This window comes from Aliirhizobium wenxiniae, from assembly GCF_014201355.1.
GTDB classification, from domain to species: Bacteria; Pseudomonadota; Alphaproteobacteria; order Rhizobiales; family Rhizobiaceae; genus Neorhizobium; species Neorhizobium wenxiniae.
The window spans coordinates 1,106,629-1,133,145 of record NZ_JACHEG010000001.1 but is presented as its reverse complement, the minus strand read 5'-3'; the positions used below and the strand labels follow the sequence as shown (position 1 = coordinate 1,133,145).

At 59.6% G+C, this 26,517-nt stretch carries 27 protein-coding genes; 14 read left to right on the top strand and 13 right to left on the bottom strand.

Features of this window, described 5'->3' with window-relative positions; genetic code table 11:
• Window positions 1-169: 169 nt before the first annotated feature.
• The 4 genes from HNQ72_RS05515 to HNQ72_RS05500 all read left to right on the top strand — a co-directional run bounded on the left by HNQ72_RS05515 (window position 170) and on the right by HNQ72_RS05500 (window position 5,962).
• Window positions 170-1,468 carry an adenylosuccinate synthase gene (locus HNQ72_RS05515; protein ID WP_183990260.1) on the top strand — a complete coding sequence of 433 codons (1,299 nt, stop codon included), beginning with the start codon at window positions 170-172 and terminating at the stop codon, window positions 1,466-1,468.
• A 58-nt stretch (window positions 1,469-1,526) separates the two neighbouring features.
• Window positions 1,527-3,845, top strand: coding sequence for a hypothetical protein (locus HNQ72_RS05510; RefSeq protein ID WP_183990258.1), 2,319 nt, complete (start codon window positions 1,527-1,529; stop codon window positions 3,843-3,845).
• 147 nt (window positions 3,846-3,992) lie between these two features.
• Window positions 3,993-4,436, top strand: coding sequence for a DUF2946 family protein (locus HNQ72_RS05505; RefSeq protein ID WP_183990256.1), 444 nt, complete (start codon window positions 3,993-3,995; stop codon window positions 4,434-4,436).
• 116 nt (window positions 4,437-4,552) lie between these two features.
• Window positions 4,553-5,962 carry a PepSY-associated TM helix domain-containing protein gene (locus HNQ72_RS05500; protein ID WP_183990254.1) on the top strand — a complete coding sequence of 470 codons (1,410 nt, stop codon included), beginning with the start codon at window positions 4,553-4,555 and terminating at the stop codon, window positions 5,960-5,962.
• Between the two features lie 76 nt (window positions 5,963-6,038).
• Here HNQ72_RS05500 and HNQ72_RS05495 read toward each other — a convergent pair whose 3' ends face one another.
• The 7 genes from HNQ72_RS05495 to HNQ72_RS05465 form a co-directional block, all read right to left on the bottom strand.
• Window positions 6,039-7,094, bottom strand: coding sequence for a 2,3-butanediol dehydrogenase (locus HNQ72_RS05495; protein WP_183990252.1), 1,056 nt, complete (start codon window positions 7,092-7,094; stop codon window positions 6,039-6,041).
• A 196-nt stretch (window positions 7,095-7,290) separates the two neighbouring features.
• Window positions 7,291-8,193 (bottom strand): RNA polymerase sigma factor RpoH, encoded by a 903-nt coding sequence (gene rpoH, locus HNQ72_RS05490; RefSeq protein ID WP_183990250.1) that lies wholly within the window; start codon window positions 8,191-8,193, stop codon window positions 7,291-7,293.
• 196 nt (window positions 8,194-8,389) lie between these two features.
• Window positions 8,390-9,175, bottom strand: a complete 786-nt coding sequence (locus HNQ72_RS05485) for a class I SAM-dependent methyltransferase (protein ID WP_183990248.1) — start codon at window positions 9,173-9,175, stop codon at window positions 8,390-8,392.
• A gap of 365 nt (window positions 9,176-9,540) precedes the next feature.
• A complete protein-coding gene (locus tag HNQ72_RS05480) occupies window positions 9,541-9,846 on the bottom strand; it encodes a DUF1127 domain-containing protein (RefSeq protein WP_183990246.1) in 306 nt (101 codons plus the stop codon).
• An 88-nt stretch (window positions 9,847-9,934) separates the two neighbouring features.
• On the bottom strand, window positions 9,935-10,108 hold the full coding sequence (locus tag HNQ72_RS05475) for a hypothetical protein (RefSeq protein ID WP_183990244.1): 174 nt from the start codon (window positions 10,106-10,108) through the stop codon (window positions 9,935-9,937).
• Window positions 10,109-10,223: 115 nt separating this feature from the next.
• The gene (locus HNQ72_RS05470; protein ID WP_244654298.1) at window positions 10,224-11,060 is read right to left on the bottom strand and encodes a helix-turn-helix transcriptional regulator; all 837 of its coding nucleotides are present in this window, start codon (window positions 11,058-11,060) and stop codon (window positions 10,224-10,226) included.
• A gap of 125 nt (window positions 11,061-11,185) precedes the next feature.
• On the bottom strand, window positions 11,186-12,211 hold the full coding sequence (locus HNQ72_RS05465; protein ID WP_183990242.1) for an RluA family pseudouridine synthase: 1,026 nt from the start codon (window positions 12,209-12,211) through the stop codon (window positions 11,186-11,188).
• A 27-nt stretch (window positions 12,212-12,238) separates the two neighbouring features.
• Between HNQ72_RS05465 and HNQ72_RS05460 the strand changes: the two genes are divergently transcribed.
• On the top strand, window positions 12,239-12,625 hold the full coding sequence (locus HNQ72_RS05460) for a hypothetical protein (RefSeq protein ID WP_183990240.1): 387 nt from the start codon (window positions 12,239-12,241) through the stop codon (window positions 12,623-12,625).
• Entirely contained in the window at window positions 12,625-13,446 is an 822-nt protein-coding gene (locus HNQ72_RS05455; RefSeq protein ID WP_373289373.1) for a TrmH family RNA methyltransferase, read from the top strand. The genes HNQ72_RS05460 and HNQ72_RS05455 overlap by 1 nt, the downstream gene beginning before the upstream one ends.
• Window positions 13,447-13,458: 12 nt before the next feature.
• Here HNQ72_RS05455 and HNQ72_RS05450 read toward each other — a convergent pair whose 3' ends face one another.
• Window positions 13,459-14,598, bottom strand: coding sequence for a coiled-coil domain-containing protein (locus HNQ72_RS05450; protein ID WP_183990238.1), 1,140 nt, complete (start codon window positions 14,596-14,598; stop codon window positions 13,459-13,461).
• 108 nt (window positions 14,599-14,706) lie between these two features.
• Entirely contained in the window at window positions 14,707-15,216 is a 510-nt protein-coding gene (locus tag HNQ72_RS05445; RefSeq protein WP_244654349.1) for a DUF1134 domain-containing protein, read from the bottom strand.
• 508 nt (window positions 15,217-15,724) lie between these two features.
• On the opposite strand from HNQ72_RS05445, the gene chpT reads away from it, so the two are divergent.
• On the top strand, window positions 15,725-16,372 hold the full coding sequence (chpT, locus tag HNQ72_RS05440) for a histidine phosphotransferase ChpT (protein WP_183990236.1): 648 nt from the start codon (window positions 15,725-15,727) through the stop codon (window positions 16,370-16,372).
• Between the two features lie 124 nt (window positions 16,373-16,496).
• Window positions 16,497-16,859, top strand: coding sequence for a response regulator (locus HNQ72_RS05435; protein WP_183990234.1), 363 nt, complete (start codon window positions 16,497-16,499; stop codon window positions 16,857-16,859).
• Between the two features lie 145 nt (window positions 16,860-17,004).
• On the opposite strand, the gene ctrA is transcribed toward HNQ72_RS05435, so the two are convergent.
• Window positions 17,005-17,706: a response regulator transcription factor CtrA gene (gene ctrA / locus HNQ72_RS05430; protein WP_046794530.1), complete on the bottom strand. Its 702-nt coding sequence runs from the start codon at window positions 17,704-17,706 to the stop codon at window positions 17,005-17,007.
• 422 nt (window positions 17,707-18,128) lie between these two features.
• Here ctrA and HNQ72_RS05425 point away from each other — a divergent pair, with 422 nt between their 5' ends.
• Window positions 18,129-18,479 (top strand): flagellar export protein FliJ, encoded by a 351-nt coding sequence (locus HNQ72_RS05425; protein ID WP_112454130.1) that lies wholly within the window; start codon window positions 18,129-18,131, stop codon window positions 18,477-18,479.
• A gap of 107 nt (window positions 18,480-18,586) precedes the next feature.
• On the opposite strand, the gene HNQ72_RS05420 is transcribed toward HNQ72_RS05425, so the two are convergent.
• Window positions 18,587-18,868 (bottom strand): GNAT family N-acetyltransferase, encoded by a 282-nt coding sequence (locus tag HNQ72_RS05420; protein ID WP_183990232.1) that lies wholly within the window; start codon window positions 18,866-18,868, stop codon window positions 18,587-18,589.
• Between the two features lie 211 nt (window positions 18,869-19,079).
• On the opposite strand from HNQ72_RS05420, the gene HNQ72_RS05415 reads away from it, so the two are divergent.
• Window positions 19,080-19,550: a paraquat-inducible protein A gene (locus HNQ72_RS05415; RefSeq protein ID WP_244654297.1), complete on the top strand. Its 471-nt coding sequence runs from the start codon at window positions 19,080-19,082 to the stop codon at window positions 19,548-19,550.
• A gap of 63 nt (window positions 19,551-19,613) precedes the next feature.
• On the opposite strand, the gene sciP is transcribed toward HNQ72_RS05415, so the two are convergent.
• Entirely contained in the window at window positions 19,614-19,889 is a 276-nt protein-coding gene (gene sciP, locus HNQ72_RS05410; RefSeq protein ID WP_105414767.1) for a CtrA inhibitor SciP, read from the bottom strand.
• 243 nt (window positions 19,890-20,132) lie between these two features.
• On the bottom strand, window positions 20,133-21,164 hold the full coding sequence (locus tag HNQ72_RS05405; protein ID WP_183990228.1) for a DUF2793 domain-containing protein: 1,032 nt from the start codon (window positions 21,162-21,164) through the stop codon (window positions 20,133-20,135).
• A 263-nt stretch (window positions 21,165-21,427) separates the two neighbouring features.
• Here HNQ72_RS05405 and HNQ72_RS05400 point away from each other — a divergent pair, with 263 nt between their 5' ends.
• From HNQ72_RS05400 to HNQ72_RS05385, 4 genes are read left to right on the top strand one after another with little or no spacing between them, the layout of a single operon-like run.
• The gene (locus HNQ72_RS05400) at window positions 21,428-22,681 is read left to right on the top strand and encodes a sarcosine oxidase subunit beta family protein (RefSeq protein WP_183990226.1); all 1,254 of its coding nucleotides are present in this window, start codon (window positions 21,428-21,430) and stop codon (window positions 22,679-22,681) included.
• Window positions 22,682-22,689: 8 nt separating this feature from the next.
• Complete coding sequence (locus HNQ72_RS05395) at window positions 22,690-22,962, top strand: sarcosine oxidase subunit delta (protein ID WP_183990224.1); 273 nt, start codon at window positions 22,690-22,692, stop codon at window positions 22,960-22,962.
• A complete protein-coding gene (locus HNQ72_RS05390) occupies window positions 22,959-25,916 on the top strand; it encodes a sarcosine oxidase subunit alpha family protein (RefSeq protein ID WP_183990222.1) in 2,958 nt (985 codons plus the stop codon). The genes HNQ72_RS05395 and HNQ72_RS05390 overlap by 4 nt, the downstream gene beginning before the upstream one ends.
• Before the next feature lie 6 nt (window positions 25,917-25,922).
• A complete protein-coding gene (locus tag HNQ72_RS05385) occupies window positions 25,923-26,474 on the top strand; it encodes a sarcosine oxidase subunit gamma (protein ID WP_183990220.1) in 552 nt (183 codons plus the stop codon).
• The last annotated feature ends 43 nt before the right edge of the window (window positions 26,475-26,517 follow it).

Below are 26,517 nucleotides of genomic sequence, written 5' to 3'. Positions count from 1 at the left end.
CAAACAGGTCGCTTTCCTCACGCCAAGGCATTATAGATGCGCGCGTTTGTGGAGCCGTTGGCCATGACCGACCGGCTTCGAGAAAAAGAACTTGTGTAAGGCTCGCCGCCGATAGAGGTCACAGACCGGCATCGGCGGGCGGGTTTCGTCCAAAGGGCAGGAAGCAGATATGACGAACTGTGTCGTAGTGGGTTCGCAATGGGGTGATGAGGGCAAGGGCAAGATTGTCGACTGGCTCTCGGAGCGCGCCGACATCGTTGTGCGTTACCAGGGCGGCCATAATGCCGGCCATACTCTCGTCATCGATGGCGTAAGCTACAAGCTTTCGCTTCTGCCTTCCGGCGTTGTTCGTCCGGGCAAGATGGCCGTCATCGGCAACGGCGTCGTCGTCGATCCGCATGCGCTGATTGCCGAAATGGGCCGGCTTGCTGCCCAGGGCGTGACGGTAACCCCCGAAAACCTGCGAATCGCTGAAAATGCCACGCTGATCCTGTCGCTCCATCGCGAGCTTGACGGCATGCGTGAAGACGCCGCCTCCAACAGCGGCACGAAGATCGGCACGACCCGCCGTGGCATCGGCCCGGCCTACGAAGACAAGGTCGGCCGCCGCGCCATCCGAGTCATGGATCTGGCCGACCGCGATGCGCTGGAAGCCAAGGTCGAGCGTATCCTCACCCATCACAATGCTCTTCGTCGCGGTTTCGGTGCTCCGGAAGTCGAGCACAAGGAAATCATGGAGGAGTTGACCTCCATCGCCGATACCGTGCTGCCGTTCATGGACAGCGTCTGGCAGTTGTTGGACAAGGAGCGGCGCAAGGGGTCACGCATCCTGTTCGAGGGCGCACAGGGCTCGCTGCTCGATATCGACCACGGCACCTATCCGTTCGTCACCTCGTCGAACACCGTCGCCGGCCAGGCTGCTGCCGGTTCGGGCATGGGGCCGGGTTCGCTCGGTTACATCCTCGGCATCACCAAGGCTTACACGACGCGCGTCGGCGAAGGCCCGTTCCCGACGGAACTGACCGACGAAATCGGACAGTTTCTTGGGGAAAAAGGTCATGAATTTGGCACCGTGACGGGCCGCAAGCGCCGTTGCGGCTGGTTCGATGCTGCTCTTGTGCGCCAGTCGGTTGCGACTAACGGCATCACCGGCATCGCGCTGACCAAGCTCGACGTTCTCGATGGTCTCGAAGAGCTGAAGATCTGCGTCGGCTATATGCTTGACGGCCAGAAAATCGATTATCTGCCGGCTTCGCAGGCCGCTCAGGCGCGTGTCGAGCCGATCTACATCACGCTCGAAGGCTGGAAGGAATCGACGGTTGGTGCGCGCACCTGGGCCGAACTTCCTGCCCAGGCGATCAAGTATGTGCGCCAGGTCGAAGAGCTTATCGGTGCCCCGGTTGCACTGTTGTCCACAAGCCCGGAGCGCGACGACACGATACTTGTGACCGACCCGTTTGAAGATTAATGTCAAGAAATGATTATCCATTCGGCCGACGGATGCCGGCTACCATGAGAAAGTGCTGATGGCTGATTTTGTAGCGGTGATCCGCCGCGCTGTTGACGGTTTGGCGACCAACACGCCCGAGGCGCGCACGCGGGTTTATGAAAAGGCCCGCGGTGCCGTCCAGCGCCAGCTTGAGAACATGAAGCCTCGTCCGCCGGAGGAAATGCTGCGGCGACAGATGGACAAGCTGGAAGCGGCTATCATCGAGGTCGAGACCGAGCATGCGGAAGCGCTGCCGGCCGAGCCGGAGGTCGCTGCTGCTCCTGTGCCGGTGCCTTATGAAGCGCCGGAACCGGTCGAGGAGTACCGGGAAGAGCCGGAAGCAGACGCGGAACCACAGCGCGCGGAAGATCATGCCGCTCCGTATTCTCATGCCGAATCCTATCGGGATGAGGAGCCGGCCGAGGCAGAAACCGTAGCCGAACCGGAACCCTATCGCGAGCCGGAAACGCATTGGGAAGAAGCGCCGCATTCCGAGGCCGCAGCGACACCGGCAGAGCATGGCTGGCGGGAAGCCGCCGAAGAGCCCGTGGCCGAGCGCTACGGCGATTGGCGTGACGACGTTCCCGAGGAAAAGGCCGAATATCCGCAGCAGGTCGCTGTCGAGGAGACGGCCTATAGCCATGAAGCCGATTCGCGGGAGGAAGCCTCTCCATTCGCCGAAGAACGCGATGAAACGCATTCCTTTGCGCAACGTGACGCTGCTCATGATGAATGGCCGGTAGAACAGCACGCGCCGACGCAGGACTACGTTGCGCCGGAAACTGTAGCTCCGGATCACGCAACATGGCCTGCACAGGAACAGGAACCGGTTCAGCCTGTCGAAGAGCATCGCGCAGCATCGTCATGGCAAGAGGTCGATGACCTTACCCGCCATCTCGATACCGGACATCGCAGCGAACCGGTCGCAGCCCATTTCGGCGAAGAGATGCGTGTCTCTGCCGAGCCGGTCCGCATGCCGCCAGCGACAGATATGCCGCAGACATCCCGGCCGGCGGACGAAGTCGACGAAGACCCGTTCGCAGCCTATGTGAACGCCCAGCCTTCCGCGCCCGTGGAGCAGCCGAAACAGGCTCAGGCACAGCCGCAGTCGCAGCAGGATGAGCAGCGTGACCCGTGGAGCGATCTGGAAGATCTGATCGGCTACACGAAGGATGCACCTGCTTCTGAGCAGAAGCCGCAGAAGGCGGCCGATGAAGATGATTTCAGCGATCTGCTGTCACCGCCGGCCAAGCCCTATCGGGTCACGCCGGTTCGCAAGCGCAACTATGCCGGCATGATCCTCGGGCTTCTCGGCCTGATCATCATCGGCGGTGGCGCTTATGGTGCCTGGATGTATCGCGACAAGCTTAACGACATGGTTGGCGGTCTGATGCCGTCGGGCTCCAGCACGAGCGAAACTGCTCAGCAGGCGCCTGCTGCCAGCGCGCCGGCAAATTCCGGCCCCGCCGCACAGCCGCCCGCTGCCCAGCCGCAGCAGAGCGCACCAACGCCTGCGCAACCGCAGACGACCACGCCGCCGCCGGCTGACGGTTCGTCGACTGCGACGAAGTTCACGCAGAGGCTTCTCGAAAACGGCAGCGAAGTCGATGCAGGCCCGGGCGACGCGGGTAGCCTTGCGCAAAATGCCGAGGGACAGTCTGTTGCCCAGTTGAATGCGCCGCCGGCCGATCCCGCGCCTGCAACGCCTTCAACCACCGGGACGACAGCCCCTCCTGCCGCAGGTGCATCACCGACAACGCCGGCCGCGCCGGCGACCGAAGTGCCGGCGGCTGCCGGCGAGAAGATGTTCCTTTACGAGGAGCGTATCGGCCAATCCGCGCCAACAGCGATCGAAGGTACTGTTTCGTGGTCTCTCCAGCGTGAGCCGGGCCAGAATGGCGGACCGGCGGAACCCGTGGTCCAGGGCCGTATCACAATTCCGGGTCGTGGCCTGACTGCACTTCTGACCGTCAAGAAGAACAGCGATTCGTCGCTGCCCGCGAGCCATCTGATCGAGATCGTCTTCGCCGTGCCGCCGGACTTCGAAGGCGGTGCCATCGACAGCGTCCTGCGGATTGCGATGAAGCAGACCGAGCAGGATCGTGGAAATGCTCTGGTTGCCGTTCCGGCGAAGATCACCGACGATTTCCACATGATCGCGCTCAACGACTTCCCGGATGCGCAGAGGACCAACCTTGAGCTCCTGAGGACCCGCAACTGGATCGACATCCCGCTTGCCTATCGCAACGGTCGCCGCGCTCTCTTGACGCTGCAGAAGGGGCCTGAAGGCGTGAAGGCTTTCGACGAGGCGATCCGCGAGTGGAGCCAGAACACGAGTGGCCAGACCGGCCAGTAAGTCGCTCAATGAAATCGAGAGGCCCGCGGGTTTGAAAACCCTGCGGGCCTTTTCTTTTTATGGGTTGCGGGCCGGCGAAATGTCGCGCGTCGATATGCGCTAATGTCGCATTGACAATCATCACCTTGGCGGTGATGAGGTTCAGCCATGCGCTTTTTTCGGAAACTTATCAGAGACGGATTTTGCGGCGGCCCGCTGGCCGCTCTGATCGGCGTGCTGATGGCGCTGCAAGCCCTGATCGGAGGCTTTGGCACCGGTGCGATGGCATTTGCATCCTCCGCGGAAATGGTGATCTGTTCCACCGAGAGCGCCGATGGTCATTCGCAGCACGCGGTTGATCCGCATGCTGGCCATGGCGGGATGCATGGTTCGGGTGAGCCGAAAAACGCCAAGCACGCCAAGGATTGCTGCCTGACAGCCTGCCAGGTGGCGGCTGCGGTCCATGTCGGTATTCCGTCCAAGGCGCCTGCGCCTGTCGGGCGTATCGCGATTGTCTCGGCAACGCTCGTAGCCGTAGTCGAGGCGTCTGTCACGCCGCGGAGGCTCGGTCTCGGCGGTGAGGCGAGAGGTCCACCAATCCTTCCAGTCTGACGTCACCTTTTTCTGCCGGCTGTTACCGGCTGTCGTCCTATTGGAGATCATCATGACCATTTCCCGGATAATTCTTCCGGCGCTCCCCTGTGAAGCATCCGTCTCAGGAGGTGCATATGCAGGCTGAACCCGCGCAGCCGGCCTTTGCCGCCATCAGGCAGTTCATCACGCGCCTGCATTTCTATGTCGGCCTGTTCGTCGGGCCGTTCCTATTGGTTGCCGCGATAACCGGCACGCTTTACGTGCTGACGCCGCAGATCGAGAACCTGCTTTATCGTGATCAACTGGTGGCGCGCACTACCGGCCCTGAGCGGCCGCTCGCGGAGCAGATCGCGGCGGCGCGGGCATCGATCGGCGAAGCTCCGAGGCTCTTTGCCGTGAGGCCCGCGACCGCGCCCGGACTGACGACGCGGGTGATGTTCACCCAGCCGGATCTCGGTGAGTCCGAAACTCGCACTGTGTTTGTCGACCCGGCATCGCTGGCGGTTCAGGGGGAGCTGATCACCTATGGCACGAGCGGTATCCTGCCGTTCCGCATCACGCTCGACTACCTGCATCGCAACCTGCTGCTCGGCGATATCGGGCGGCATTACAGCGAGCTTGCCGCATCCTGGCTTTGGTTCTCGATCCTCGGCGGGCTGTTGCTGTGGTATTGGCAGCGAAGCGTGGCACGCCCAAAAAATGCCAAGGTCAGTAGCTGGCAACGTTCGCGCAGGCTCCACACGCTGATCGGTCTGTGGACGGCGCTGGGATTGCTGTTTCTCTCCGCAACCGGGCTTACCTGGTCTCGCTGGGCGGGTGGTAATATCGATACCTTTCGTAATGAGGTGGGCTGGATCACGCCGGCCATCACGACCGCGCTTAATCCGCACGCGGCGGCGCCGGTTCTGGGTGAACATGCCGCTCATGGGATGGGGGGGGCGGTCGATACGGCGCCTCCTGTTTCCGAGCAGGATATGGTTGCTCGCTTCGACGGTGTCGTGGCCTCCGCCCGTGCAGCCGGCATCGATTCGCCGATGATCGAGATCCGCCCGCCACGCACCGTCGGGCAGGCATTCCGTGTCAGCGAATACGATCGCAGCTGGCCGACGCAGGTGGATACGATCGCCGTCGATCCCTCCGATTTCAAAGTCACGAGCCGGGCGGATTTCGAAACGTTTCCGATTGTTGCCAAGCTGATCCGCTGGGGGATCGATGCTCACATGGGCGTGCTGTTCGGTGTCGCCAATCAGGCTCTGATGGCGGCGCTCGGTATCGCGCTGACGGCGATGATCGTCTACGGCTACCGCATGTGGTGGCTGCGCCGTCCCGCGCCGGGCACCTCTGCACGGACGCTGATCCGCAGCTTTTCCTACCTGCCGCCCGTCGCCAAGATCACGGCACTCGCAGTGGCTCTTTTCTTCGGTATCGCACTGCCGGTGATGGGTGCCAGCCTGCTGGTCTTCCTGCTGATCGATTTTTTCCGCGCCGCACTGGCGGAGATGATGGCGGCAGAACAGCGTAACATGCCGCCGGGCATGCGCTGAGGCGAAGGGCTGCAACAAAAAAAGCCCGCGGTAATGGCCGCGGGCTTGTCGTTTATTGAAGCGAGTTTTGGATCGATCAATCCGGCGAGCGGACCAGAATCTTGATCTGGCTCTTTTCCGCCACCAGCGTGTCAAACCCCTGGGCAACGATGTCGTCCAGTTCGATGCGCTTGGTCACCAGCTTCTCGGCGGAGAAATACCCCTGAACCATCAGGTTCATAACGGCCGGGAAGACGTCGCGATAGGCGATCGTGCCCTTCAGGCTCTTTTCCTTCAGGACCACCGTGTTGGGCTGGAAGGGGGCTTCCTTTTCCCAGATCGAGACGATGACCGTCTCGCCCTCATAGCGGGTCGCGTCGATGCATTGCTGCAGGACGGCGGGCACACCGGTGACTTCGAACGTCACATCGACGCCGCCGGGCGTCAGTTCGCGGATCCGCTGGGCTGCGTTTTCCTTGGACGGGTCGATGATGCTGGTGGCGCCGAGTTCCATCGCCTTTGCACCGCGCTGAGGAGAAAGCTCGACGACATGGATGGCGGAAGCGCCTGCCACCTTCAGGGCTTCGACCACGAGCAAGCCGATCGGGCCGGCGCCGAAGACGGCTGCCGTGCCGCCTGCCTTGAGGCTGGAAATGCGCACCGCATGCAGGGCCACCGCTGCTGGCTCGACGAGAGCGCCTTGTTCGAAGGACAGGCCTTCGGGCATCTTGTGAACCCAGCGCTCACCCACCGTCGTGTAGCCGGCAAAACCGCCGCCGCCGCCAGAAAGGCCGTGGAAACCGAGATTGTCGCAGAGATTGTATTTGCCGTGGAAGCAGGCATCGCACTTGCCGCAGGCGAGGATCGGCTCGACCACGACGCGGTCGCCCGGCTTGACGCGCTCGACGCCTTCACCGACTTCGGACACTTCGCCGGAGAATTCGTGGCCCATGATGATCGGGGCGACGTCGTGGCTGACCGGATGCGGAGCCTTGACCGGCACGAAGATCGGGCCTGCCACATATTCATGCAGGTCGCTGCCGCAGATGCCGGCCCACTTGACCTTGATCTTGACCTGTCCTGCTGCGGGCTTCGGCTCGGTGACTTCCTCGACGCGAATATCCTTGGCGCTGTACCAGCGTGCTGCTTTCATTGCTTATTCTCCTCTAGGATCTGACTTGCGCAGTCAGTCGGTTCTAGCGGGGAAGCATGCGGAACTTGATGCACGACAGCGTGAGGGGAACTCGAAATCTGGTCAAAGTGTCGCAGCTTTGAGACAGGTGCGGATACAAAAAAAGCCGCAACCATCTGGCTGCGGCTTTTCTAAATTAGTCTTTATTTCTGGATGATTAGGCGTCGACCACGCGCAGGGCCTGGGCCTGTGCGAGGGCTTCCTTCTGAACGGCGTCCTGCACCTTTTCGAAGGCACGGACTTCGATCTGGCGGACGCGCTCGCGGCTGATGTCGAATTCCGATGACAGCTCTTCGAGCGTGATCGGATCCTCGGTCAGGCGGCGGGCCTCGAAGATGCGGCGTTCGCGATCGTTCAGCACGCTGAGCGCCTTGGCCAGCATGCGGCGGCGCGTGTCCAGCTCGTCCTGCTCGATCAGCACGTCTTCCTGGCTGTCGCTGTCGTCCACCAGCCAATCCTGCCACTGGCCGGATTCGCCTTCCGAAGCGCGGATCGGGGCGTTCAGCGATGCGTCGCCGGAAAGGCGGCGGTTCATCGAGATGACCTCTTCCTCGGAGACGTTCAGCTTGGTGGCGATCTCGGCCACCTGGTCGGGCTTCAGATCACCTTCATCGATCGCCTGGATCTTGCCCTTGAGGCGGCGCAGGTTGAAGAAAAGGCGCTTCTGATTGGCGGTCGTGCCCATCTTCACCAGCGACCACGAGCGCAGGATGTATTCCTGGATCGAAGCCTTGATCCACCACATGGCGTAGGTGGCAAGGCGGAAGCCACGTTCCGCGTCAAACTTCTTAACGGCCTGCATCAGGCCGACATTACCCTCGGAGACGACTTCGCCGATCGGCAGGCCGTAGCCACGATAACCCATGGCGATCTTTGCCACGAGACGAAGGTGGCTGGTCACCAGCTTGTGGGCGGCGTCACGGTCACCATGCTCGGCGTAACGCTTCGCAAGCATGTATTCCTGCTGGGGCTCCAGCATGGGGAACTTGCGGATTTCGTCGAGATAACGATTGAGGCCGGCTTCACCGGCGGTAATGGAAGGCAAAGTATTGCGGGCCATAAAGCACCCCTTTCCAAACGTTGTCGGCTCCCTCAGACGTCTATTGTCCCTGCTTGAAGGCGAACCGAATATGGCGCGGATCGTTCCCGATCCCGCACCAATGCAGGTATCAAGTAAGTACGGCGGAACAGTGATTCAAGATATCACGAAGGCGTTATATCATGACGTTTTGGTAATGCTTCTGCGCCTTTTCGGGTCACCGATAGACCCGTTCCGAAAGGGCTCTCATTCCTGACCTGACCATCATTTCATAGACCATGCGGCGGGCTATCGGATTGTGCAATCTTACTGCCTTGGAGCCGAGGAAGTCGGTTTCGACATGATCGAAGGCGCGAAGGTCGGCGGCATCGTCGATGACGCGGCGATAGAAGTCGTGAAACTGCTTTCGGCACACATAGGTCTTGTACTTGGTCATGCAGAAGGTTGCGAGTTCGTGCTGCCGCTCCCGCAGAAAGTCTGTCACGCCGACGGTCACTTCCGGCCATGCCGGATTGAACGTGTCGTCGAACGCGATGATGCCGTGCGGAGCCAGCGTACTGAGCGCCAGCATGCTGTCAGCGCTCACGTGATGCAGCATATGTCCGCCATCAATGCTGAAAAAACGCGTATGGCCGATCTTGCCGATGATCTCGTCTGGCCGAAGCTGCGTGCTGTCGCCGCTGATGACCAGATCCTGATCCACCGGCAGGTTCAACCTCTCTCCATTGTCGATGAAACGCCGATATTGCGTAACCGTTTCTCCGGCCTTCTGGTCGATGTCGAACAGGTCGATGGCGAGGATTTTTTCGCTGGTGCCGCAGACTTTCTTGAAGAGGAAATAGGAGCGTCCATAAAAAACCCCGATCTCGGCAATGCCGCCGCTCAGGGCATGTGCGCTCTGTGCCTGCAGCAAGGCCATGAAGACAAGCGCATCGGGTGGATCGATATAGCCCTCGACGGTCTGCAGGTCCTTGAAGATGAATTTCCGGATATCTCCGTTCATATCGCTGGTCCTCTACCGTTCGCAGGGCTGACCCGGTGAGGCGCATGTCACAAGGAAAGGCGATGCGGACGGGTGATCTATGAAGTTCTGATTTCCCTGATGTTCTTGCTGCTCTGCAGCAAAATTGATAGGTTTCGGATTTTTATTGTCTGGCATTCAAGGAATCGTCCTCGATTTCGACCTTCTAAATAAGTACATTATTTTCATAAATTGGAAATGTATTATTTTAATATTGTGTTTATGCAATCGCATGAGCCGATGGTTGCTTTTATCTCTGTGGATACATCGAATTCGGCCGTGCATCGATTTTCAGATGCACGGCCGCCCAATCGGTGGGTGGTTTGGTTGGCATGAACGTATCCGGGCTAGAGGCTACGTTTTTCCAGGTCATGCGTGCTGCTTCGACGATAGCGGCTATAGCCGCCCCAGGCCTGGCAACGGGAAATGCCGATATCCTTGAGCTGTTCGTCGTTCAGTTCCATCAACGCCAATGCGGTGCCGCGTCGATTGAGCCATGCGACGATCCTTTGAGCGAAGCGGGTTAGGAGATTTTCCCTTGGTGCCGACGCGGATGTGGCGCCGGTATTGCCATGATCTTCGAGCGGCAAGTCAAAAGCATAGTCTATCGGTTCCGGCGCGCGGCCAAAGGCCGCCCGGTTTTCGTTTTTCATGATATCCTCCTGGGGGTGTCGGCCTTCGTTCCTTCAGGCCGGGAAGGGGCGGCGGTTGCGCCTATCAGTTCATTGCAAGGCCTGAAGCTCAGCGGCCAGCTTGGTGGGCTGTCGATGCTGCCGCGCGTGCTGCAGCTTCCGCCTCACGCAGAACGGTTGCGCATTCCTCGCAACATACTTCGACGGTCTTTCCGCCGATCCTGACGGCGATGTGGGTGTCATCCAGTTCGCAATCGCAGACGGCGCAGGTATTGTCCTTCATCTGATCTCTCCACTGCTCGGTTTCGATGGCGTGAGGAAACACCCATCAGAGATTTTGCGCTGTCAGAATCTTTAGCGATCTCATTCTGGTGCTCCATCAGGCGAGCCAGCTACAGTCAGCGCAATCCGGCGAAGCGCTGGAACTCGGCCGGCGTGCGGCCATAGGCCTGCCGGAAGGATGAGGAGAAATGGCTGTGGCTGGAGAAACCGAGATCGAGCCCCAGCTCGGTCAGGTCGTCATAGCTGCCAAGCAGATCGAGTGCGCGGGCAAGCCGGAGGCGCAACTGGTAACGATAAAGCGGCATTCCTTCCACTTTGCGGAAGACCTGGGTGAGATAGACGGGCGACACACCACTCTCCTTGGCGATCTCCGACAATGTCCAGCGCCGCGCGAGGTCGGAGGAAAGCAGGAGCTTGGTGCGGTTGACGAGTTTCTGGGTGCTGAAGCCGGGTGTCGGGGGACGCGCGGTCCGCTCACCGACGGAGCGGCGTACAAGTGTCAGCGCCAGGGCTTCGCCTTCCAGCGGTTCGGCAATCCGACTGAGCAGGCTGTGCCGTAACAGGGCCACTTGCGCTTGTGCGCGAGCATCGATGCCGAGGCGCTGCTTGTTGAAGGCAAAGCTTTCCCCGGGGCGTCGATGGACGTCGGGCACCACTTCGTCGAACAAGGCTTCCGGCAGGCTTACGCTGATCGAGCAGTCGCCACCTTCGACCGGGTGGCTGATGCGATAGACGTCTCCCTTGTTGAAGAACAGAACCTGGCTGGCCTCGGCCACCGCCTCGTCATCGCCGATATGGCGCATGAAGACGCCGCGGTAAGGAAAGACGAGGCATGTGTTGCTTGCCGTCTCTTCTTCGCTCAAATGCCTGCATGCGCCATCGCAAACGACATCCCAAACCGTGACGAGCTCGGTCTCTAGCAGTTTTGTCGATTGCATATGGCTAACGGACATGGCGGCGGGGCATTCTCCCGGAAAACATCACCGAGATATATGCCTGTTCGCGTTTTGTTTCCATCCCCAAAAAATAGGGGCGTAATCCGCCGTGATGCGGTTACGCCCAGCTCGCCGAGTTTGTCCTAGCCGCGCAGAGCTTCGACCAGTGCTGCCATGTCGTCGGGCATCGGTGCTTCGAATTCCATGATCTCGCCGGTGCGGGGATGTTCAAAGGCCAGCAGGAAGGCGTGCAGGGCTTGGCGCGGGAAGGCGGCAACGACGCTTCTCACCGGTTCGGGCAGGCGGTTCGCCTTGGTGCGGAAGCCCCCGGAATATTCCGGATCGCCGACCAGCGGATTGCCGACATGCGCCATATGAACACGAATCTGGTGGGTGCGGCCCGTTTCAAGCCTACATTCGATCAGGGAGGCGAGGGCGGTGGCGTCAGGCGTTTCCTGAAAGCGCTCCATCACCTCGTAATGGGTGACTGCATGACGGGCGTCGGCGGAATCCTCGCGCTTGACGGCACGCTTGGTGCGGTCGCCAGTGGCGCGGCCGAGCGGCGCGTCGATCGTGCCCTTCAACTGGCTGGGGCGCCCCCAGACGACGGCCTGATAGGCACGCTCCAGATCTCCCGAACGGCCGTGATCGGCGAATTGTTCGGCGAGATGGCGATGGGCGATGTCGTTCTTGGCGGCCACCATGACGCCGCTCGTCTCCTTGTCGAGGCGGTGGACGATGCCGGGACGCTTGACGCCGCCGATGCCGGAAAGGCTTGCGCCGCAATGGTGGATGAGCGCGTTGACCAGCGTGCCGGTCCAGTTGCCGGCGCCGGGATGGACGACGAGGCCGGCCGGCTTGGCGATGACGATCAGGTCATCGTCCTCATAGAGCACTTCAAGCGGAATATCCTCGCCCTTGGGTTCCGGGTCTTCGGGTTCAGGCTGTACGAGTTCGATCACGTCGCCAGGCATGACTTTCTTCTTCGGCTCAGTGACAACCTTGCCGTTGATCGAGACCGCGCCTTCCTCGATAAGCGCCTTTATGCGGTTACGGGACAATTCTCCGTCAACCTTTGCAGTCAGCCAGGCGTCCAGCCTTCCGCCGTCGTCCTCTCCGGCATTCAGGACTTTCCTTGGCAGTCCGGCTTCGCTAAAGGTCTCGCTCATTCAATCATTCCGTTCAAAGGACAGTTCATGCCGCAGCCCGATCTAGAGGATAAGGAACAGCCACTCGATCCGGCCATGGAGCGTATCCGCCAGAAGATGGTGCGCCTGCAGCTCATTTCGGGCGGTATCTTGGTGGTGTGCTTTATGGCGGTCATTGCCGCCATTGTCTACAAGATCTCCCAGCGCCCGGAAGCACCTGCGATTGCCGCTACTTCCGGTGGTTTTTCCGTTCCTGCCGATCAGCCGCTTGCCGTAACCGCGGCCCTGCCGCCTGGCTTCGATATCCAGCAGGTTTCGCTTTCGGGCAGCCAGGTGCTGTTTTACGGTGCCCTGAACGGTACTCCGAAAGTCTTCATCTTCGATCTCTCCGTCGGTCGCGTGATCGCCGACGTGACGGTCGGCCAGGGCCGCTGATGAATGTGATCCGCATCGAAAATGCGGATGATGCCCGCATCGACGAGTTCCGCTCCATCCGCGAACGGGATCTCGTCGGAAGGCATGGACGTTTCATCGCCGAGGGAACGGTAGTGCTGCGCATGCTGGCGGCGGCGCATAAGCGTGGTGACGAGTTTTTAGCCGAGAAAATCCTCATTCTTGAAAACCGGCTTGCCGGGGTGACCGACATTCTGGCCGATTTTCCGGCCGAGGTGCCCATCTATGTTGCCGACAGCACGGTGCTGGACGGTATCGTCGGCTTTCACCTGCATCGTGGTATCCTTGCTGTCGGCAGACGGGTGAGGGACGTACAGGCTTCGGAACTGCTTGCTTCGTTGCCGGAGCGTGCGCTTGTGGCGGCTGCGATCGGCATATCCAATCACGACAATATTGGTTCGATCTTTCGCAATGCGGCAGCTTTCGGTGTCAGCGCCATACTGCTCGACGAAAGTTGTTGCGATCCGCTTTATCGCAAGTCCCTGAGGGTGTCGGTAGGTGCCGTTTTGCAGGTTCCTTACGCGCGGGGCGGAACGACACTGGAGTTGGTGTCTGGTCTTTTCGAGAACGGCTTTGCCGTGTGGGGGCTTTCACCTGCCGGTCGAACGGAAATCCGCAAGGTTCAATCGCAGCCCCGGATGGCGCTTTTGACCGGAAGCGAGGGAAATGGCCTGCCGCCATCATTGATGGAAAAAATAGAGACGGCCAGCATCGCTCAGGCGCCAGGTCTCGACAGTCTCAATGCCGCGACGGCAACAGGTATCGCGCTTTATCAAATTGCCAGTGCCCAAGGGGGCATCTGACCGATCCTGGTCTTATTGATTGGTTGTCGGTCCGCTGGTCGTTTCGAGCAGCGAGCGAACGCGTGTCGCGAGGCTCCTGCGTTCGCCTTCCGCAGGCTTGCCGGCAATCATGGCGTTAATCGGCGATGGTCGGCCCTCGGAGAGCGAAGTCATGGCCACCATGTTGGCGGCGATCGTTGCCATTTCCTCGCGCAATACGTCGTCGTTAGTGGTCGTCTTGCCATTCGCCACCCGCTCCGAAAGCGCTGTCGCACGGTTTCGCGAATCACCTGCAAGCTGGGTAATGCGGGCTTGCGTGTCGTCATCCGATTTTGCCGGAGGGGCCTTTGTCGAGGGCTTGGCGGGTGTTTCCTTTGCAACTGCCAAGGCGGGCTTTACATCGCTCTTGACGGTCATCTTTTCACGCAAGCGGGCCAGCTCCTCGTTGCGGCGCTCCAGCGCCGTTTCCTTGTCGGTCCTCAGGGACACTTCCTTGGTGAGTTTGTCTTCCAGCTTCGTAGAACGGTATTCCTCGTTAGCAAGACGCGTTTCGGCTTCCTTGGCTCTCGCCGTCTGGATACGTACATCCTTGCGAAGGGTATCACGTTCCTCTCGCAAGGCGCTGATGCGGAATTTCAGGTTTTCGACTTCGGTCTCTCGGGTCGAAAGGTCTATCCGGGTATTGTCCCGCTTGGATACGAGGAGCTCGATCTCCTGTTTCAATTCCTGGATATCAATATCCTTGCCGATGCTTTGTTCTTCCGAGGCTTCCAGCGCGGCCTTCAATTCGGCGATATAGCTTTCTTCCTGACGCAACTGCGATTTCAAGTCTGCGGCAGCAACATCCAGATTTTCGGCAACGGCCTTCAGTTCGATATTGTCGGCAGTGAGCCTGCGGACTTCGTCCCTGAGGTTGTCGCCCTGCAACGTCAGAGAGACGATCTTGTCCTTCTCCTGCACCAGTTCCTGCTTGGTACGCGCATTTTCCGCAGCGTAGACGGCGCGCGCCATGTCGCGCTGGGCCCGCACTTCCTGTGGGCTGATCGGTACCGTGGCCCTGATGCGGTTTTCGGTGAAAACAACGATGCGCCGATGAATTGCAGGCGCAACCAACATCGCGATCAGCAGGGCGCTCAGGAAGCCGAGGCCAAAAAGCAGAGCAAATTCGATCACGACCGGGCCGTCTTGGTGTGGATGTGCAGGGATGCACGTTTAAGCATGGAGATCAGAAAGCGGCAAGCACGCACTTTGCCGTCCACTCGCCTCAACCCACAAGGAAAATCAGAAGGGGTTCCAGGTGGGCGAGCGGGTCAGCTTCAGATAACCGATATTAACGCCCAGGCGTGCGCCAACACCCGTCCTGATCGGAACTAGGATGACGTTCTCGTTGCGCAGCACCGTCATTCCGACGCCTGCGACGACAAAGGCGGAGCCGGATACACCGCCGAACCGGGCATAAAGCGAATCAACCGAGGGGAGATCGTAAACGAGCATCATCACGCGCGTGCCCTGACCGCCATAGTCGATGCCAAGCGACGGGCCCTGCCAGAAGCTCGGGTGCTGGCCGGCATTCTTGGTGTAAAGCTGGCCTTCCCCATAGGTGAGGCCGGCTATGAAGGCGCCGGAGCCTTCCTGGCCGAGGATGTAACCATTCGGAAGACCGAATTTCTGGAAGGCGTTTTCCACCACCTTCGCAAGTCCGCCGCTGGTCGAGCCGAAGAAGCCGTGACCTGCATCGACAACTTCCTGCAGCGAATACTGGTTGCTGTTTTGCTGCGCGGCAGCCGGCATGGCGCAAAGCCAGACAGTCGCAAAGGCAGCGATCAGGGCATTCAGGCGAAGGGCGAGAGCGGAGACGTGGAGGCGGCGCATGTTCAGGTCCGTTTTTAATTCGTCCGTAAGGCGTAGCATCATGCTTCAGCGCGTACCATTCTGGCGAGATGATATTAACAACCAGTTAAGCATTTCAAATACTAAGATGTTGATATATTTGAGGATGGGTATGGCTGCGCATCTCTGGCGTGACTTTTGCCATTCTTCCGGCAACCGTCTCCGACCCGTTGCTGCAGCATGATTGGCTCGCCGAACTTGTCATTGTTGAGGCGTTGCCCGCCGTCATGGATGAAGAACAGATCGTCGAAATGGGACAATTCGACAATCTTTGTCATCTTCTTCAGTGTGGGCTTAATGGTCGATTTACCAAACGTAGTGTCATTATGCCGGCCTTATCGTTCCATCCCCGCGCAACCTTGCCATGGCAAAGAGCGGCGGTTGGCGCCAGATGCATCAGGAGAACAGCATGCCGAAAAACCCCAATCTCACCCTGAGCGGTCCGGATCTGGCGGCACTCCTGTGCAGCCGTGTCTGCCATGACGTGATCTCGCCGGTCGGTGCAATCAACAATGGTCTCGAGCTCCTCGACGAGGGGGCAGCGGATGCTGATGCGCTCGACCTTATCCGTACTTCGGCGATCAACGCCTCGGTTCGCCTGAAATTCGCCCGGCTCGCCTTCGGTGCTTCCGGTTCTGTTGGCGCATCTATCGATACTGGTGAAGCTGAAAAGGCTGCCAAGGATTTCGCGGTTGCTGAAAAGAAGACCGAAGTGACCTGGAACGGCCCGCGCGCCATCATTCCGAAGAACCGGGTCAAGCTGCTGCTCAATCTGTTTCTCGTCGCCTATGCCGGCATTCCGCGCGGCGGTTCGGTCGATGTGACACTAATCGATCCCGAAGGGACGGCCCGGTTCGAAATCGTCGTCAAGGGCCGGATGATGCGCGTGCCGGCGAAATTCGTCGAGATCTGCAGCGGCACGCTGGAAGAGGCGGTCGATGCTCATTCGATCCTGCCCTATTACACCGTGCTCCTTGCCGAGGAATGCGACATGGAGCTGAAACATATCGTTTCGGAAGACAATATCACCTTCATCGCCGAGATGGCGGCCGCCTGAGGCCAGCGGGATTATCTTCCGGCTGCGCCGACGGTGCTGCCGGAGGTTGCTAACCTTTCGTTAGCTGCAACGGGCTATACCTTAACGGTCGACCACCGGGGTGGTCGCTGAAGGGGAGCGGGTTATGCAGCGTCTGATGATCGCAGACAATTCCGATATTGTGCGAAAAGTCGGCAAGCGCATTTTGTCCGAACTCGGTTTTTTGATTGCCGAAGCCGGAGATGCGCATGACGCGTTGCGCGGCTGCCAGATCGAGTTGCCGAATTTCATGATCGTCGATGCAAGCCTTGACGGTGCGCTGGATCTTATTGCGGCCGTTCGCGCCCTGCCGGAAGGTAAAAGCGTCAAGATCTTCTACTGCGTAATCGAGGCCGATCTGAAGAGGATGATGGCCGGCAAGCGGGCAGGGGCCGACGAATTCCTGCTCAAGCCTTTCGACCGCAAGATCCTGACTTCGGTCTTTTCCGGTTATGCTGCCGCTGCCTGAAGGCGCAAAGTTTTCTCGATGAACTACCGCGGCGGCCTTCGGTCGCCGTTTTTGTTTGGCGCACTTAACGCCCCGTAAGGCGGACAAAATAAAACCCGCCTGGCGAACCAAGCGGGTTTTAAGGCAAAGGGGAATGCCGTTGGCTTTAGGCCGTTTCGGCGTATTCCGCACCATCCGGCTCGCGCAGAACGTAGCCGCGGCCCCAGACGGTTTCGATGTAGTTGGCACCGCCGGCAGCGTTTGCGAGCTTCTTGCGCAGCTTGCAGATGAAGACGTCGATGATCTTCAGTTCCGGCTCGTCCATGCCGCCATAAAGGTGGTTCAGGAACATTTCCTTGGTGAGCGTGGTACCCTTGCGGAGCGAAAGCAGCTCCAGCATCTGGTATTCCTTGCCCGTCAGGTGAACGCGCTGGCCGCCGACTTCGACGGTCTTGGCGTCAAGGTTCACGATCAGTTCGCCAGTGATGATGATCGACTGTGCGTGACCCTTGGAACGACGGACGATCGCATGAATGCGAGCAACCAGTTCGTCCTTGTGGAACGGCTTGGTCATGTAGTCGTCGGCGCCGAAGCCGAGACCGCGTACCTTGTCCTCGATGCCGGCCATGCCGGAGAGGATGAGGATCGGCGTCTTGACCTTGGACAGACGGAGCGTCCGCAGAACTTCATAACCCGACATGTCGGGCAAGTTCAGATCAAGAAGAATGATGTCATAGTCGTATAGTTTGCCAAGATCGACGCCTTCTTCACCAAGATCAGTGGTGTAGACGTTGAAGCTTTCCGATTTCAGCATCAGCTCGATGCTCTGCGCTGTCGCGCTGTCATCTTCGATGAGTAGAACCCGCATATTTTTCCCCTTTACCGCCGCGCAAGGTTACCTTTTGCCCCCTCACTCGTTACGGATCCAGACTGTGCCTGATTTGGAAGCTGCCACCAAATGGTTAACAAACTGTGACCTGATTTGGCAAGGTGCATCAATTTATTAAGCAAAATAAGTAGCAGCCTGTTTTCCTTTACGGATTGGACATCACCATGTTGAATCAGCGAACGAGGAAGTTTCGCTAAGTGATTCTTGCGGCTGACACATTGCCGCTGTCCAATTCGGACTTGGTATTTACCGACCCTTAAACGATCGTCTTTATCATTAATGATGCCCGTAAACGAAAAGTTAATGCCGCGTCAAATTTATTAACGCGTCAGAAATTTTTTGATCTGCAGTGTAACAGGCAGATCACGGGCCGGGGTGTTGGTATCCACGGAGTATTGCGTATGAAGTCGCGTGACAGCCTTGTTCGCCTGAAGGGATTTCAGGTTAACGAAAAGCGTCGTCAGCTGCAGCAGTTGCAGATGATGATGGCAGAATTCGAACGGATGGCGAAGGAACTGGAACACCAGATCACGCTTGAAGAGAAAAAGTCCGGGATCACCGATCCGGGTCATTTCGCTTATCCGACCTTTGCAAAGGCCGCACGGCAGCGGGCGGATAACCTGCAGGTCTCGATTCGGGAACTGAAGGTTCAGCAGGATAGTGCCGAACTGGCACTGGAAGAGGCGGAGGCGGAACTCGCCAAGGCTTCTGCGCTCGAAGAGCGTGACGGCGGGATGCGCGCTCGCGCCTGAAGCCGGATGCATCGAGGGGCTGAAGAGGGCGACCCGCAAGGGGCGGCGCCCTTTTTCCATTTTCTGTACGGCAATGAGCGGGATCCGCTCGAGCCGGCAATCGTCACTTACCTGCTGACGATATCCTGCCAGTCGGGATGGCGTTCGACCTGAGCCTGGAAGAACGAGCATCGCGGTATAATCTTCCAGCCGCCACTGCGGGCTTGCTTCACCGCAAATTCGGCGAGCGCCTGGGCAATGCCTTTGCCGCGCAGGGCATCGGGCACGCCGGTATGATCGATCGAAATGAGCTCGGGAGATTTGCGGGTATAGGTCATTTCCGCGACATGTCCGTCGATATCGACGATGTATCGTCCACCTGCCGGCTGTTCTTCGTGAGTGATATTCATTCCGGATTTTTTCCTGTCTTATTCATGCACGGCCAGTCATGAGGCATGGTCCGATTTGACCGATGGTATGAAGCTTCATATTTGAAGACAAGGTCGGGGCTTGCCGCTCGATGCGCTATTATAGCGCAGGCAAGGCGCGGCACCGTCTCGGGGATCATTTCGAAAATCGATGTCGATTTCGGGACAATACATTCGTTTTCGGGGAGTAGCTGTGAACCGAATAGTGCCGTTTTCGATACTGGCTGTTTGTGCCGTGCTCTTGGTGCTCGGCATTTCCCTGCCGATCATGAGGTTCGAGCAACTCTACTTTTTCAGCAATGAGCCGTCGTTGTTGCAATTGATCGGTGAGCTCTGGTCGGATGGCAGTGTCGTGCTCGCCATTGCCGTCGGCGCATTTTCACTGGTATTTCCCGCTGCAAAGCTGATCGTGCTGGCGGCTGAAGTCGTGGCCGGCGATGGCCGCTCCGGATTTCTTCAGCGGGCGATGCCGCATCTTGCCAGATGGTCGATGATGGACGTGATGCTTGTCGCGATCGTCATCTTCGCTGCGAAGACGAGCGGGGTTGCAACGGCCGTAACGCTTCCCGGTTTCTGGTGCTACGCGGCGTCTGCCGTGATTGCGGCCATCTTTCCCTCTGTGGTCAAACTGGGAAAGACGGATCGGCAATCGGAAAATGGATAAAACAAAGGATGCCGCGACCTGGGTCACGGCACCCATGAAAGGATGGCTTTTCGCCGGATGCGCCTAGTGGCGATACTGCTGGATGCGCGTCGTACGCAGGCCGGCCAGGCCATGATCGTTGATCGACGACTGCCAGGAGAGGAATTCTTCGACGGTAAGCGTATAACGGTCGCAGGCTTCCTCCAAGCTCAACAGGCCACCGCGAACAGCCGCGACAACCTCAGCCTTACGACGGATAACCCAGCGGCGCGTATTGGCCGGGGGAAGGTCCGCAATCGTAAGCGGGCTGCCATCGGGGCCGATGACATATTTAACTCGTGGACGGATCATTTCGGTCATTGGAACTCTCTACACAACACAAGACCACGCCGGAGAGCCTAGTCCGGCAGTTTTAACATTTGACTAAACAGGTTCCGCAAATGTGACCTAACTCGCAAAGGTCGTATTTTTTCTGTGCTTTAGCCCTCAATCCCCTGCAAAATAAGGCCTGCAGGGGAGGGGGAAGGAGCGCAAAAGTCGAATTGAGCGGGTCGGACTGTGCGAATTTGGTACGGGCCTGTATCATTTTTTGAAGTTTTTTCGCTAAATCATTGCGACTGAAAGGATAGTTCCTGTTGGCCCGAGGTTGAACGCGGCGGAACCGGAATGGCTGAATGTCAGCGTATCCCCTTGTTGCAGCTGGACGATGGCGCAGGACGACAATGTCGTGGCATTGCCGGCTCCGGCGGCAAGCATCAGCAGGCCTGGACTACCATTGCGCGAAACTGACAGGCTATAGGCGGCAGAAGCCGTTGCGACAGAAAGCGTCAGGGCAAGAAGATAAAGACCTGTTGCGGGTATGACGAGCGCATTGCCGCCACCTGCAACAGCTGCGCCGAGTGCGAAGCCGCCCCGGTTCAATGCGAAGTCCGACATGCCGCTCTGTTGTCCCGAGGCCGGTGCGAAACTCGTGCCGCTGCGATAGAGCCTTGCGGCCGGCTGGTTGGGCATTGTGACGCGGCCGGCGCCGTCGATGACCAGGCCGGCCTTCCAGTCTGAGCCTTCGCTGACCTTGATGGAGAAATTGGTGTCTCCTGCCAGCCCCATTTCCGCATGGCCCGTCCACCCGGACTGGAAAAGCAGCGTGGCCGTATCGACTGCCGACGCCTTGTTGATCTTCAGCCGATGGCTGTCGCCTGCATGATTGAACAGGCTGGCGGGAGAGGAGAGGGAGAGCCTGTTGGTGCTGTCGGCTGTGGCAGAGACGCCAATCGTTACGACGCCGGCGTTTTCGGGTAGGGGCATGTCCTGCCATGCCGAGCCGTCGAACACCTTCAGCCTGCCGCCTGTCTTGAACCATGCGCGCCAGCCCGTGCCCGGCTTTGCAAAGGCCCAATAGCCGTCCTGCCAGATGGCTATCTGGCCAGCACGACCGCTCCATGCATCCGTGGCGTCGGTTGCGACGACGAAGCGATCTCCGGGCGCAGGCGTTTCCGGAGGGCCGCCGCTTTCACCGATCACGGAAAGCTGAACGATCGCATCCAGCAGCAGCAGGGCCTGGTTATGGGTGACGTGCTTCTGTGCCTGCGAGGGCATGATGAAGGGCATGTCGAGATTGGTGGTGCGGTCGCTCATGGTCATCTCCGGAAATCGTATCTGCCGGATTTTATGGCCGTGCCGGTGATGCGGGGACGAAGTTGAGGCCAAGCTATTGAAAGCACTCTCGTGACCTTGCTATTCATCCCCGCGGTCTGCTTCGGGGGCTGCGTGCGTCCTATCGGCGCACGAGCCCGATGATGCAGGGAAAGCTGTCGCAAACGGAACCGTTGGTGTCCTCATTGCGCTTGTCCTTATCCCCGCATATGCGAAGCTGGACCGGGCATGAACGGGATGGATGGATGCGTTATTCGGCATATTCGATCATCAAGCAGGCGCTTTCGGGCAACCGGCTGTGGAAACCGGCATGGCGTGAGCCGGAGCCGAAATCGCATTACGATGTGATCATTGTCGGCGGGGGCGGGCATGGCCTGTCGACGGCCTATTATCTTGCCAAGGAATTCGGCATCACCAACATCGCGGTGCTGGAAAAAGGTTATATCGGCTCCGGCAATGTCGGCCGAAACACGACGATCATCCGCTCCAACTATCTGCTCGAAGGCAATATCCCCTTCTACGAATTTTCGCTGAAGCTGTGGGAAGGGCTCGAGCAGGATTTCAACTATAACGCCATGGTCAGCCAGCGCGGCGTGATGATGCTGGCGCATTCCGACGGGCAGCGTGACGCCTATGCGCGGCGCGGCAATGCAATGCGCATGCACGGGGTTGATGCGGAACTGCTGGACCGCAAGCAGCTTCAGGCATTGATGCCTTATCTGAATTACGACCACGCGCGCTTCCCGATCCTGGCTGGTCTTTTGCAGAAACGCGGTGGAACGGTGCGGCACGATGCCGTTGCCTGGGGTTATGCGCGCGGCGCGGACATGCACGGCGTCGACATCATCCAGCATTGCGAGGTCAACGCCATCCGCCGTGACGAGCAAGGGCGGGTAACGGGCGTGGACACCAACAAGGGTTTCATCGGCTGCAACAAGCTGGCGCTGGCGACGGCCGGTCATTCTTCCGAGACCGCGCGCATGGCGGGGCTGGAATTGCCGATCGAGACCCATGTGCTGCAGGCCTTCGTGTCCGAGGGCATCAAGCCGGCGATCGACCATGTGATCGTCTATGGCGCCGGGCATTTCTATATTTCGCAGTCCGACAAGGGCGGCTTGGTCTTTGGTGCGGACATCGATTATTATTCGTCCTACGCCCAGCGCGGCAATCTTGCGACCGTCGAGCATACGATGGAGGAGGGCGTCTCGCTCATTCCCGGCCTTTCGCGCGCCAAGGTGCTGCGCTCCTGGGGCGGCGTGATGGACATGTCCATGGACGGTTCGCCGATCATCGACCGAACGCCGATCGACAATCTCTATCTCAATGCGGGATGGTGTTACGGCGGGTTCAAGGCGACGCCCGCCTCGGGCTTCTGTTTTGCCCATCTGATCGCCAAGAACGAGAGCCACCATGTTTCGCGCTTCCTGCGGCTCGACCGCTTCGAGCGCGGCCACATGATCGACGAAGCGGGCAAAGGCCCCCAGCCGAACATTCACTGAGATATTTCATGGCAAGCCTCATCACCTGTCCGCACTGCGGCACCAGACCCAAGGAAGAGTTTTCCATCCGTGGCACGGCGCTTTCGCGGCCGCATCCCACCGCGAGCGAGGAGGACTGGCACGCCTATGTCTATCTGCGGGAAAATCCGAAAGGCCGGTACCAGGAATACTGGCACCATGCCGGTGGCTGTCGCCGCTTTCTGATCGTCGACCGCGATAACGTCACCCATGACGTGTTCAGCGTCGTCGATGCCGCAGCGATCGGGAGACTGAGCGAATGACCTCCTATCGTCTCGGATCCGCCGGCCGGGTCAATCGCGGCCAGCCGCTGACCTTTACCTTCGATGGCAAGACCTACAAGGGTTTCGAGGGCGACACGCTCGCTTCGGCCCTGCTTGCCAACGACCGGATGCTGATGGGTCGCAGTTTCAAATATCACCGTCCGCGCGGGCCGGTGACGGCCGGCTCTTCCGAGCCGAATGCGCTGATGACGATAGGGTCCGGCGCTCGCGCCGAGCCGAATGTGCGGGCGACCGTCGCTGAGCTTTACGACGGGCTGACTGCGGTCAGTCAGAACCGCTGGCCGTCGCTATCGACGGATATCGGTGCGATAAACGGCCTGCTTTCGCCGATGCTGGGTGCCGGCTTTTACTATAAGACCTTCATGTGGCCGGCAGCGCTCTGGGAAAAGCTCTACGAGCCGGTGATCCGCCGGGCGGCCGGTCTCGGCAAGCTTACGATGCTGGCCGATCCGGATCGCTACGAGAAATCCTGGGTGCATTGCGATCTGCTGGTTATCGGTTCCGGTCCGACCGGCTTGATGGCGGCGCTTGCCGCAGGGCGTGCCGGTGCACGCGTTGTCCTTTCAGACGAAGGTTTCCGGCTTGGCGGATCGCTTCTGTCCGAAAACGCCTCGGTGGGCGGTATTGCGGCTGCCGATTTCGCCAAGGCGATGATCGAGGAACTGGCGGCACTTCCAAATGTCACGCTGATGCCGCGTACGACCGTGTTCGGCTGGTATGACGATATGGTTTTCGGGGCCGTCGAGCGGGCGCAGAAACATGTGGCTGCGCCTTCGCCGGACCTGCCGATGGAGCGGCTCTGGCGTATCGTCGCCAAGCGCGCCATTCTTGCGTCCGGTTCGGAAGAGCGGCCGCTAGTTTTTGGCGGCAACGACAAGCCTGGCGTGATGACGGCAAGCGCGATGCGTAGCTATGCCAATCGCTACGGCGTGGCGGCAGGCGGCAAGGTTGCCGTTTTCACCAATGGCGGATCGGGCTACCGGACGGCGGCCGATCTGGTGGCTGCCGGCGTCGATGTCACGGCGATCATCGATGCACGCGCACAGTCTGCTGATACCGTGCCGGACGGCGTGCGGGTGATCCGCAATGGCGGTGTCGTCGGCACCAGGGGGCGCAAGCGCATCGATGCGCTGATTGCCGAGCGGTCGGGTTTTCAGGAAGAGATCGCCTGCGATGCGCTGGCGATGTCGGGCGGCTGGTCGCCGATCGTGCATCTGATGTGTCAGCGCGGGGCAAAGCCCGTCTGGTCCGACGAGGCCCAGGCTTTCATGGCGCCGGATGTCGGTTCAGCGTTCATTGCTGCAGGTTCTGCAGCAGGAGCCGAGACGATTTCGGCCTGCCTTAAGGATGGTGCCGGTAAAGCCACAGCGCTTGCCCGCGATCTCGGCTTTGCCGCCTACGAGATGAACATCCCAGAGGTCGAAGGTGAATACGATCCGGCCTTCGCGCCGGTCTGGTATGTACCGGGCGCGAAAGACAAGGCCTTCGTCGATTTCCAGAACGATGTGGCGGTGAGCGATCTCGGCCTTGCCCAGCGTGAAGGGTTCGGCCATATCGAGCACACCAAGCGCTATACGACCGCCGGCATGGCGACGGATCAGGGCAAACTCGGAGGCGTCAACACGGTCGGTATCGTTGCCGGCATGCGCGGTGTCTCGCCGGCCGAAATCGGGACCACGACCTTCCGGCCGTTCTACACGCCGGTCTCCTTCGGTGCCTTGGCAGGTACCTCGCGCGGAGAACACGCCGCTCCCGTCCGTACCTCACCATTGCATGAATGGGCGAAGAAAAACGGCGCGACCTTCGTCGAGGCTGGCCTCTGGCATCGATCCGCCTGGTTCGCGCGGGCGGGAGAGAATAGCTGGCGCGAAAGCGTCGACCGCGAAGTCAAAAATGTTCGCAGCAATGCCGGGCTTTGCGATGTCTCGACGCTCGGCAAGATCGAGATTTTCGGCAAAGATGCAGCGGAATTCCTGAACCGCATCTATTGCAACAATTTCCTCAAACTGCCGGTCGGCAGGGCGCGATATGGCCTCATGCTGCGCGAGGATGGGATGATCTTCGACGACGGCACTACGAGCCGCCTTGCCGAGAACCACTATGTGATGACCACGACGACGGCCTATGCGGCGGAGGTCATGGCGCATCTGGAATTTGCGTCGCAGACCTTCTGGCCTGACCTCGACGTTCGTTTTGTCTCTGTCACGGATCAGTGGGCGCAGATGTCGCTCGCCGGGCCCCGTGCCCGAGCGATCATGAGTCGGGTCGTGGAAGACGATATTTCCGATGCAGCCTTCCCTTATCTTGCCGCCAGGGTCGTGACGCTCCGTGGCGGGCTGAAGGCGCGGCTGTTCCGTATCTCCTTCTCAGGCGAACTGGCTTACGAGCTTGCTGTTCCGGCCGGTTACGGCGAGGCGGTTGCGGATGCGATCATGGAGGCGGGCAAGGACGAAGGAATCTGCGCCTATGGCGTCGAAGCGCTCAATGTCCTGCGCATCGAAAAGGGTTTTGTCACCCATAGCGAAATCGATGGCCGCACGACGCCGGACGATCTTGGGCTTGGCCGGATGATGGCACTGCAGAAGCCGGATTTCATCGGCAAGCGGCAGTCGAGCCGTTTCGGCCTCACCGCTGCCGACCGGTTGCAGCTCGTGGGCTTGAGGCCGCTGGAAAAGCTGGATGAATTTTTGGCCGGCGCGCATCTTCTGAAAGAAGACGTGCCGCCTTCGATGGCAAGCGATCAGGGCTGGGTTTCCTCGGTCTGCCACTCGCCAACACTCGGTCACACGATCGGCCTTGCCATGCTGAAATCGGGCCGGGAACGATATGGCGAAACCATTGTCGTCTGGGATGGATTGCGCGGAAAAGAGGTGCTGGCGCAGGTCTGCCCACCCGTCTTTGTCGATCCCGACAACCGCAAGCTTCAGGGGTAGGCCATCATGTCGCTCACTCTCTATCACCGGCATGTGCTGGAAGACTATCTCGCGGGCTCCGAGGCCAAGGCCAATCCGAACCATCTCGCCGTTATCCGTCGCCCGGCGATCTTTTCGGTTCTGGCTCATCGCGGCCATGAGGCTTCCGTCAAGGAAACGTTGACGTCGACCGATGGCGCCCTGCTGCGTGACTGCGCGCCGGGTGAATGGCTGCTTGTCTCGACGGCATCAGGTGCTGCGGTGGTCGAGAACCTTCTCGGCGAGATCGCCGGCGCTTCGCTCGCCGATCAGAGCGATGGCCGCGTATTGCTCCGGATTTGCGGGCCGAATGTCCGCAAGATTCTGGCGAAATGTGTGGCGGTTGATCTGCATCCGGATGCATTCTCCATCGGTTCTTCCGCCAACATGCTGTGCTGCCATGTGACGGCCAATCTGGCGCGTAGCGGTGCCGATGCATTCGAGATCATCGTGCCACGTTCCTTCGCAGGCTCGGTGTTCGAGGAGGTGATGGAGATGGGCCGCGAGTTCGCGCTGACTGCCGCTTTTGCGGAGGGGTGAGGCGGATCGTCAATCAGAGTGATGATTGATGACGCTTACTGGA

What these genes read in the sequence shown, in the direction of transcription:
- HNQ72_RS05455 (WP_373289373.1), top strand. Translation starts at nt 12,625, where the DNA reads ATGAATGTGATCCGCATCGAAAATGCGGATGATGCCCGCATCGACGAG.
- sciP (WP_105414767.1), bottom strand. Translation starts at nt 19,889, where the DNA reads ATGACCGAAATGATCCGTCCACGAGTTAAATATGTCATCGGCCCCGAT.
- HNQ72_RS05475 (WP_183990244.1), bottom strand. Translation starts at nt 10,108, where the DNA reads ATGAAGGACAATACCTGCGCCGTCTGCGATTGCGAACTGGATGACACC.
- HNQ72_RS05505 (WP_183990256.1), top strand. Translation starts at nt 3,993, where the DNA reads ATGCGCTTTTTTCGGAAACTTATCAGAGACGGATTTTGCGGCGGCCCG.
- rpoH (WP_183990250.1), bottom strand. Translation starts at nt 8,193, where the DNA reads ATGGCCCGCAATACTTTGCCTTCCATTACCGCCGGTGAAGCCGGCCTC.
- HNQ72_RS05515 (WP_183990260.1), top strand. Translation starts at nt 170, where the DNA reads ATGACGAACTGTGTCGTAGTGGGTTCGCAATGGGGTGATGAGGGCAAG.
- chpT (WP_183990236.1), top strand. Translation starts at nt 15,725, where the DNA reads ATGCCGAAAAACCCCAATCTCACCCTGAGCGGTCCGGATCTGGCGGCA.
- HNQ72_RS05405 (WP_183990228.1), bottom strand. Translation starts at nt 21,164, where the DNA reads ATGAGCGACCGCACCACCAATCTCGACATGCCCTTCATCATGCCCTCG.
- HNQ72_RS05465 (WP_183990242.1), bottom strand. Translation starts at nt 12,211, where the DNA reads ATGAGCGAGACCTTTAGCGAAGCCGGACTGCCAAGGAAAGTCCTGAAT.
- HNQ72_RS05400 (WP_183990226.1), top strand. Translation starts at nt 21,428, where the DNA reads ATGCGTTATTCGGCATATTCGATCATCAAGCAGGCGCTTTCGGGCAAC.
- HNQ72_RS05510 (WP_183990258.1), top strand. Translation starts at nt 1,527, where the DNA reads ATGGCTGATTTTGTAGCGGTGATCCGCCGCGCTGTTGACGGTTTGGCG.
- HNQ72_RS05495 (WP_183990252.1), bottom strand. Translation starts at nt 7,094, where the DNA reads ATGAAAGCAGCACGCTGGTACAGCGCCAAGGATATTCGCGTCGAGGAA.
- HNQ72_RS05500 (WP_183990254.1), top strand. Translation starts at nt 4,553, where the DNA reads ATGCAGGCTGAACCCGCGCAGCCGGCCTTTGCCGCCATCAGGCAGTTC.
- HNQ72_RS05485 (WP_183990248.1), bottom strand. Translation starts at nt 9,175, where the DNA reads ATGAACGGAGATATCCGGAAATTCATCTTCAAGGACCTGCAGACCGTC.
- HNQ72_RS05395 (WP_183990224.1), top strand. Translation starts at nt 22,690, where the DNA reads ATGGCAAGCCTCATCACCTGTCCGCACTGCGGCACCAGACCCAAGGAA.
- HNQ72_RS05425 (WP_112454130.1), top strand. Translation starts at nt 18,129, where the DNA reads ATGAAGTCGCGTGACAGCCTTGTTCGCCTGAAGGGATTTCAGGTTAAC.
- HNQ72_RS05420 (WP_183990232.1), bottom strand. Translation starts at nt 18,868, where the DNA reads ATGAATATCACTCACGAAGAACAGCCGGCAGGTGGACGATACATCGTC.
- HNQ72_RS05385 (WP_183990220.1), top strand. Translation starts at nt 25,923, where the DNA reads ATGTCGCTCACTCTCTATCACCGGCATGTGCTGGAAGACTATCTCGCG.
- HNQ72_RS05390 (WP_183990222.1), top strand. Translation starts at nt 22,959, where the DNA reads ATGACCTCCTATCGTCTCGGATCCGCCGGCCGGGTCAATCGCGGCCAG.
- HNQ72_RS05470 (WP_244654298.1), bottom strand. Translation starts at nt 11,060, where the DNA reads ATGTCCGTTAGCCATATGCAATCGACAAAACTGCTAGAGACCGAGCTC.
- HNQ72_RS05460 (WP_183990240.1), top strand. Translation starts at nt 12,239, where the DNA reads ATGCCGCAGCCCGATCTAGAGGATAAGGAACAGCCACTCGATCCGGCC.
- HNQ72_RS05480 (WP_183990246.1), bottom strand. Translation starts at nt 9,846, where the DNA reads ATGAAAAACGAAAACCGGGCGGCCTTTGGCCGCGCGCCGGAACCGATA.
- HNQ72_RS05445 (WP_244654349.1), bottom strand. Translation starts at nt 15,216, where the DNA reads ATGCCGGCTGCCGCGCAGCAAAACAGCAACCAGTATTCGCTGCAGGAA.
- ctrA (WP_046794530.1), bottom strand. Translation starts at nt 17,706, where the DNA reads ATGCGGGTTCTACTCATCGAAGATGACAGCGCGACAGCGCAGAGCATC.
- HNQ72_RS05435 (WP_183990234.1), top strand. Translation starts at nt 16,497, where the DNA reads ATGCAGCGTCTGATGATCGCAGACAATTCCGATATTGTGCGAAAAGTC.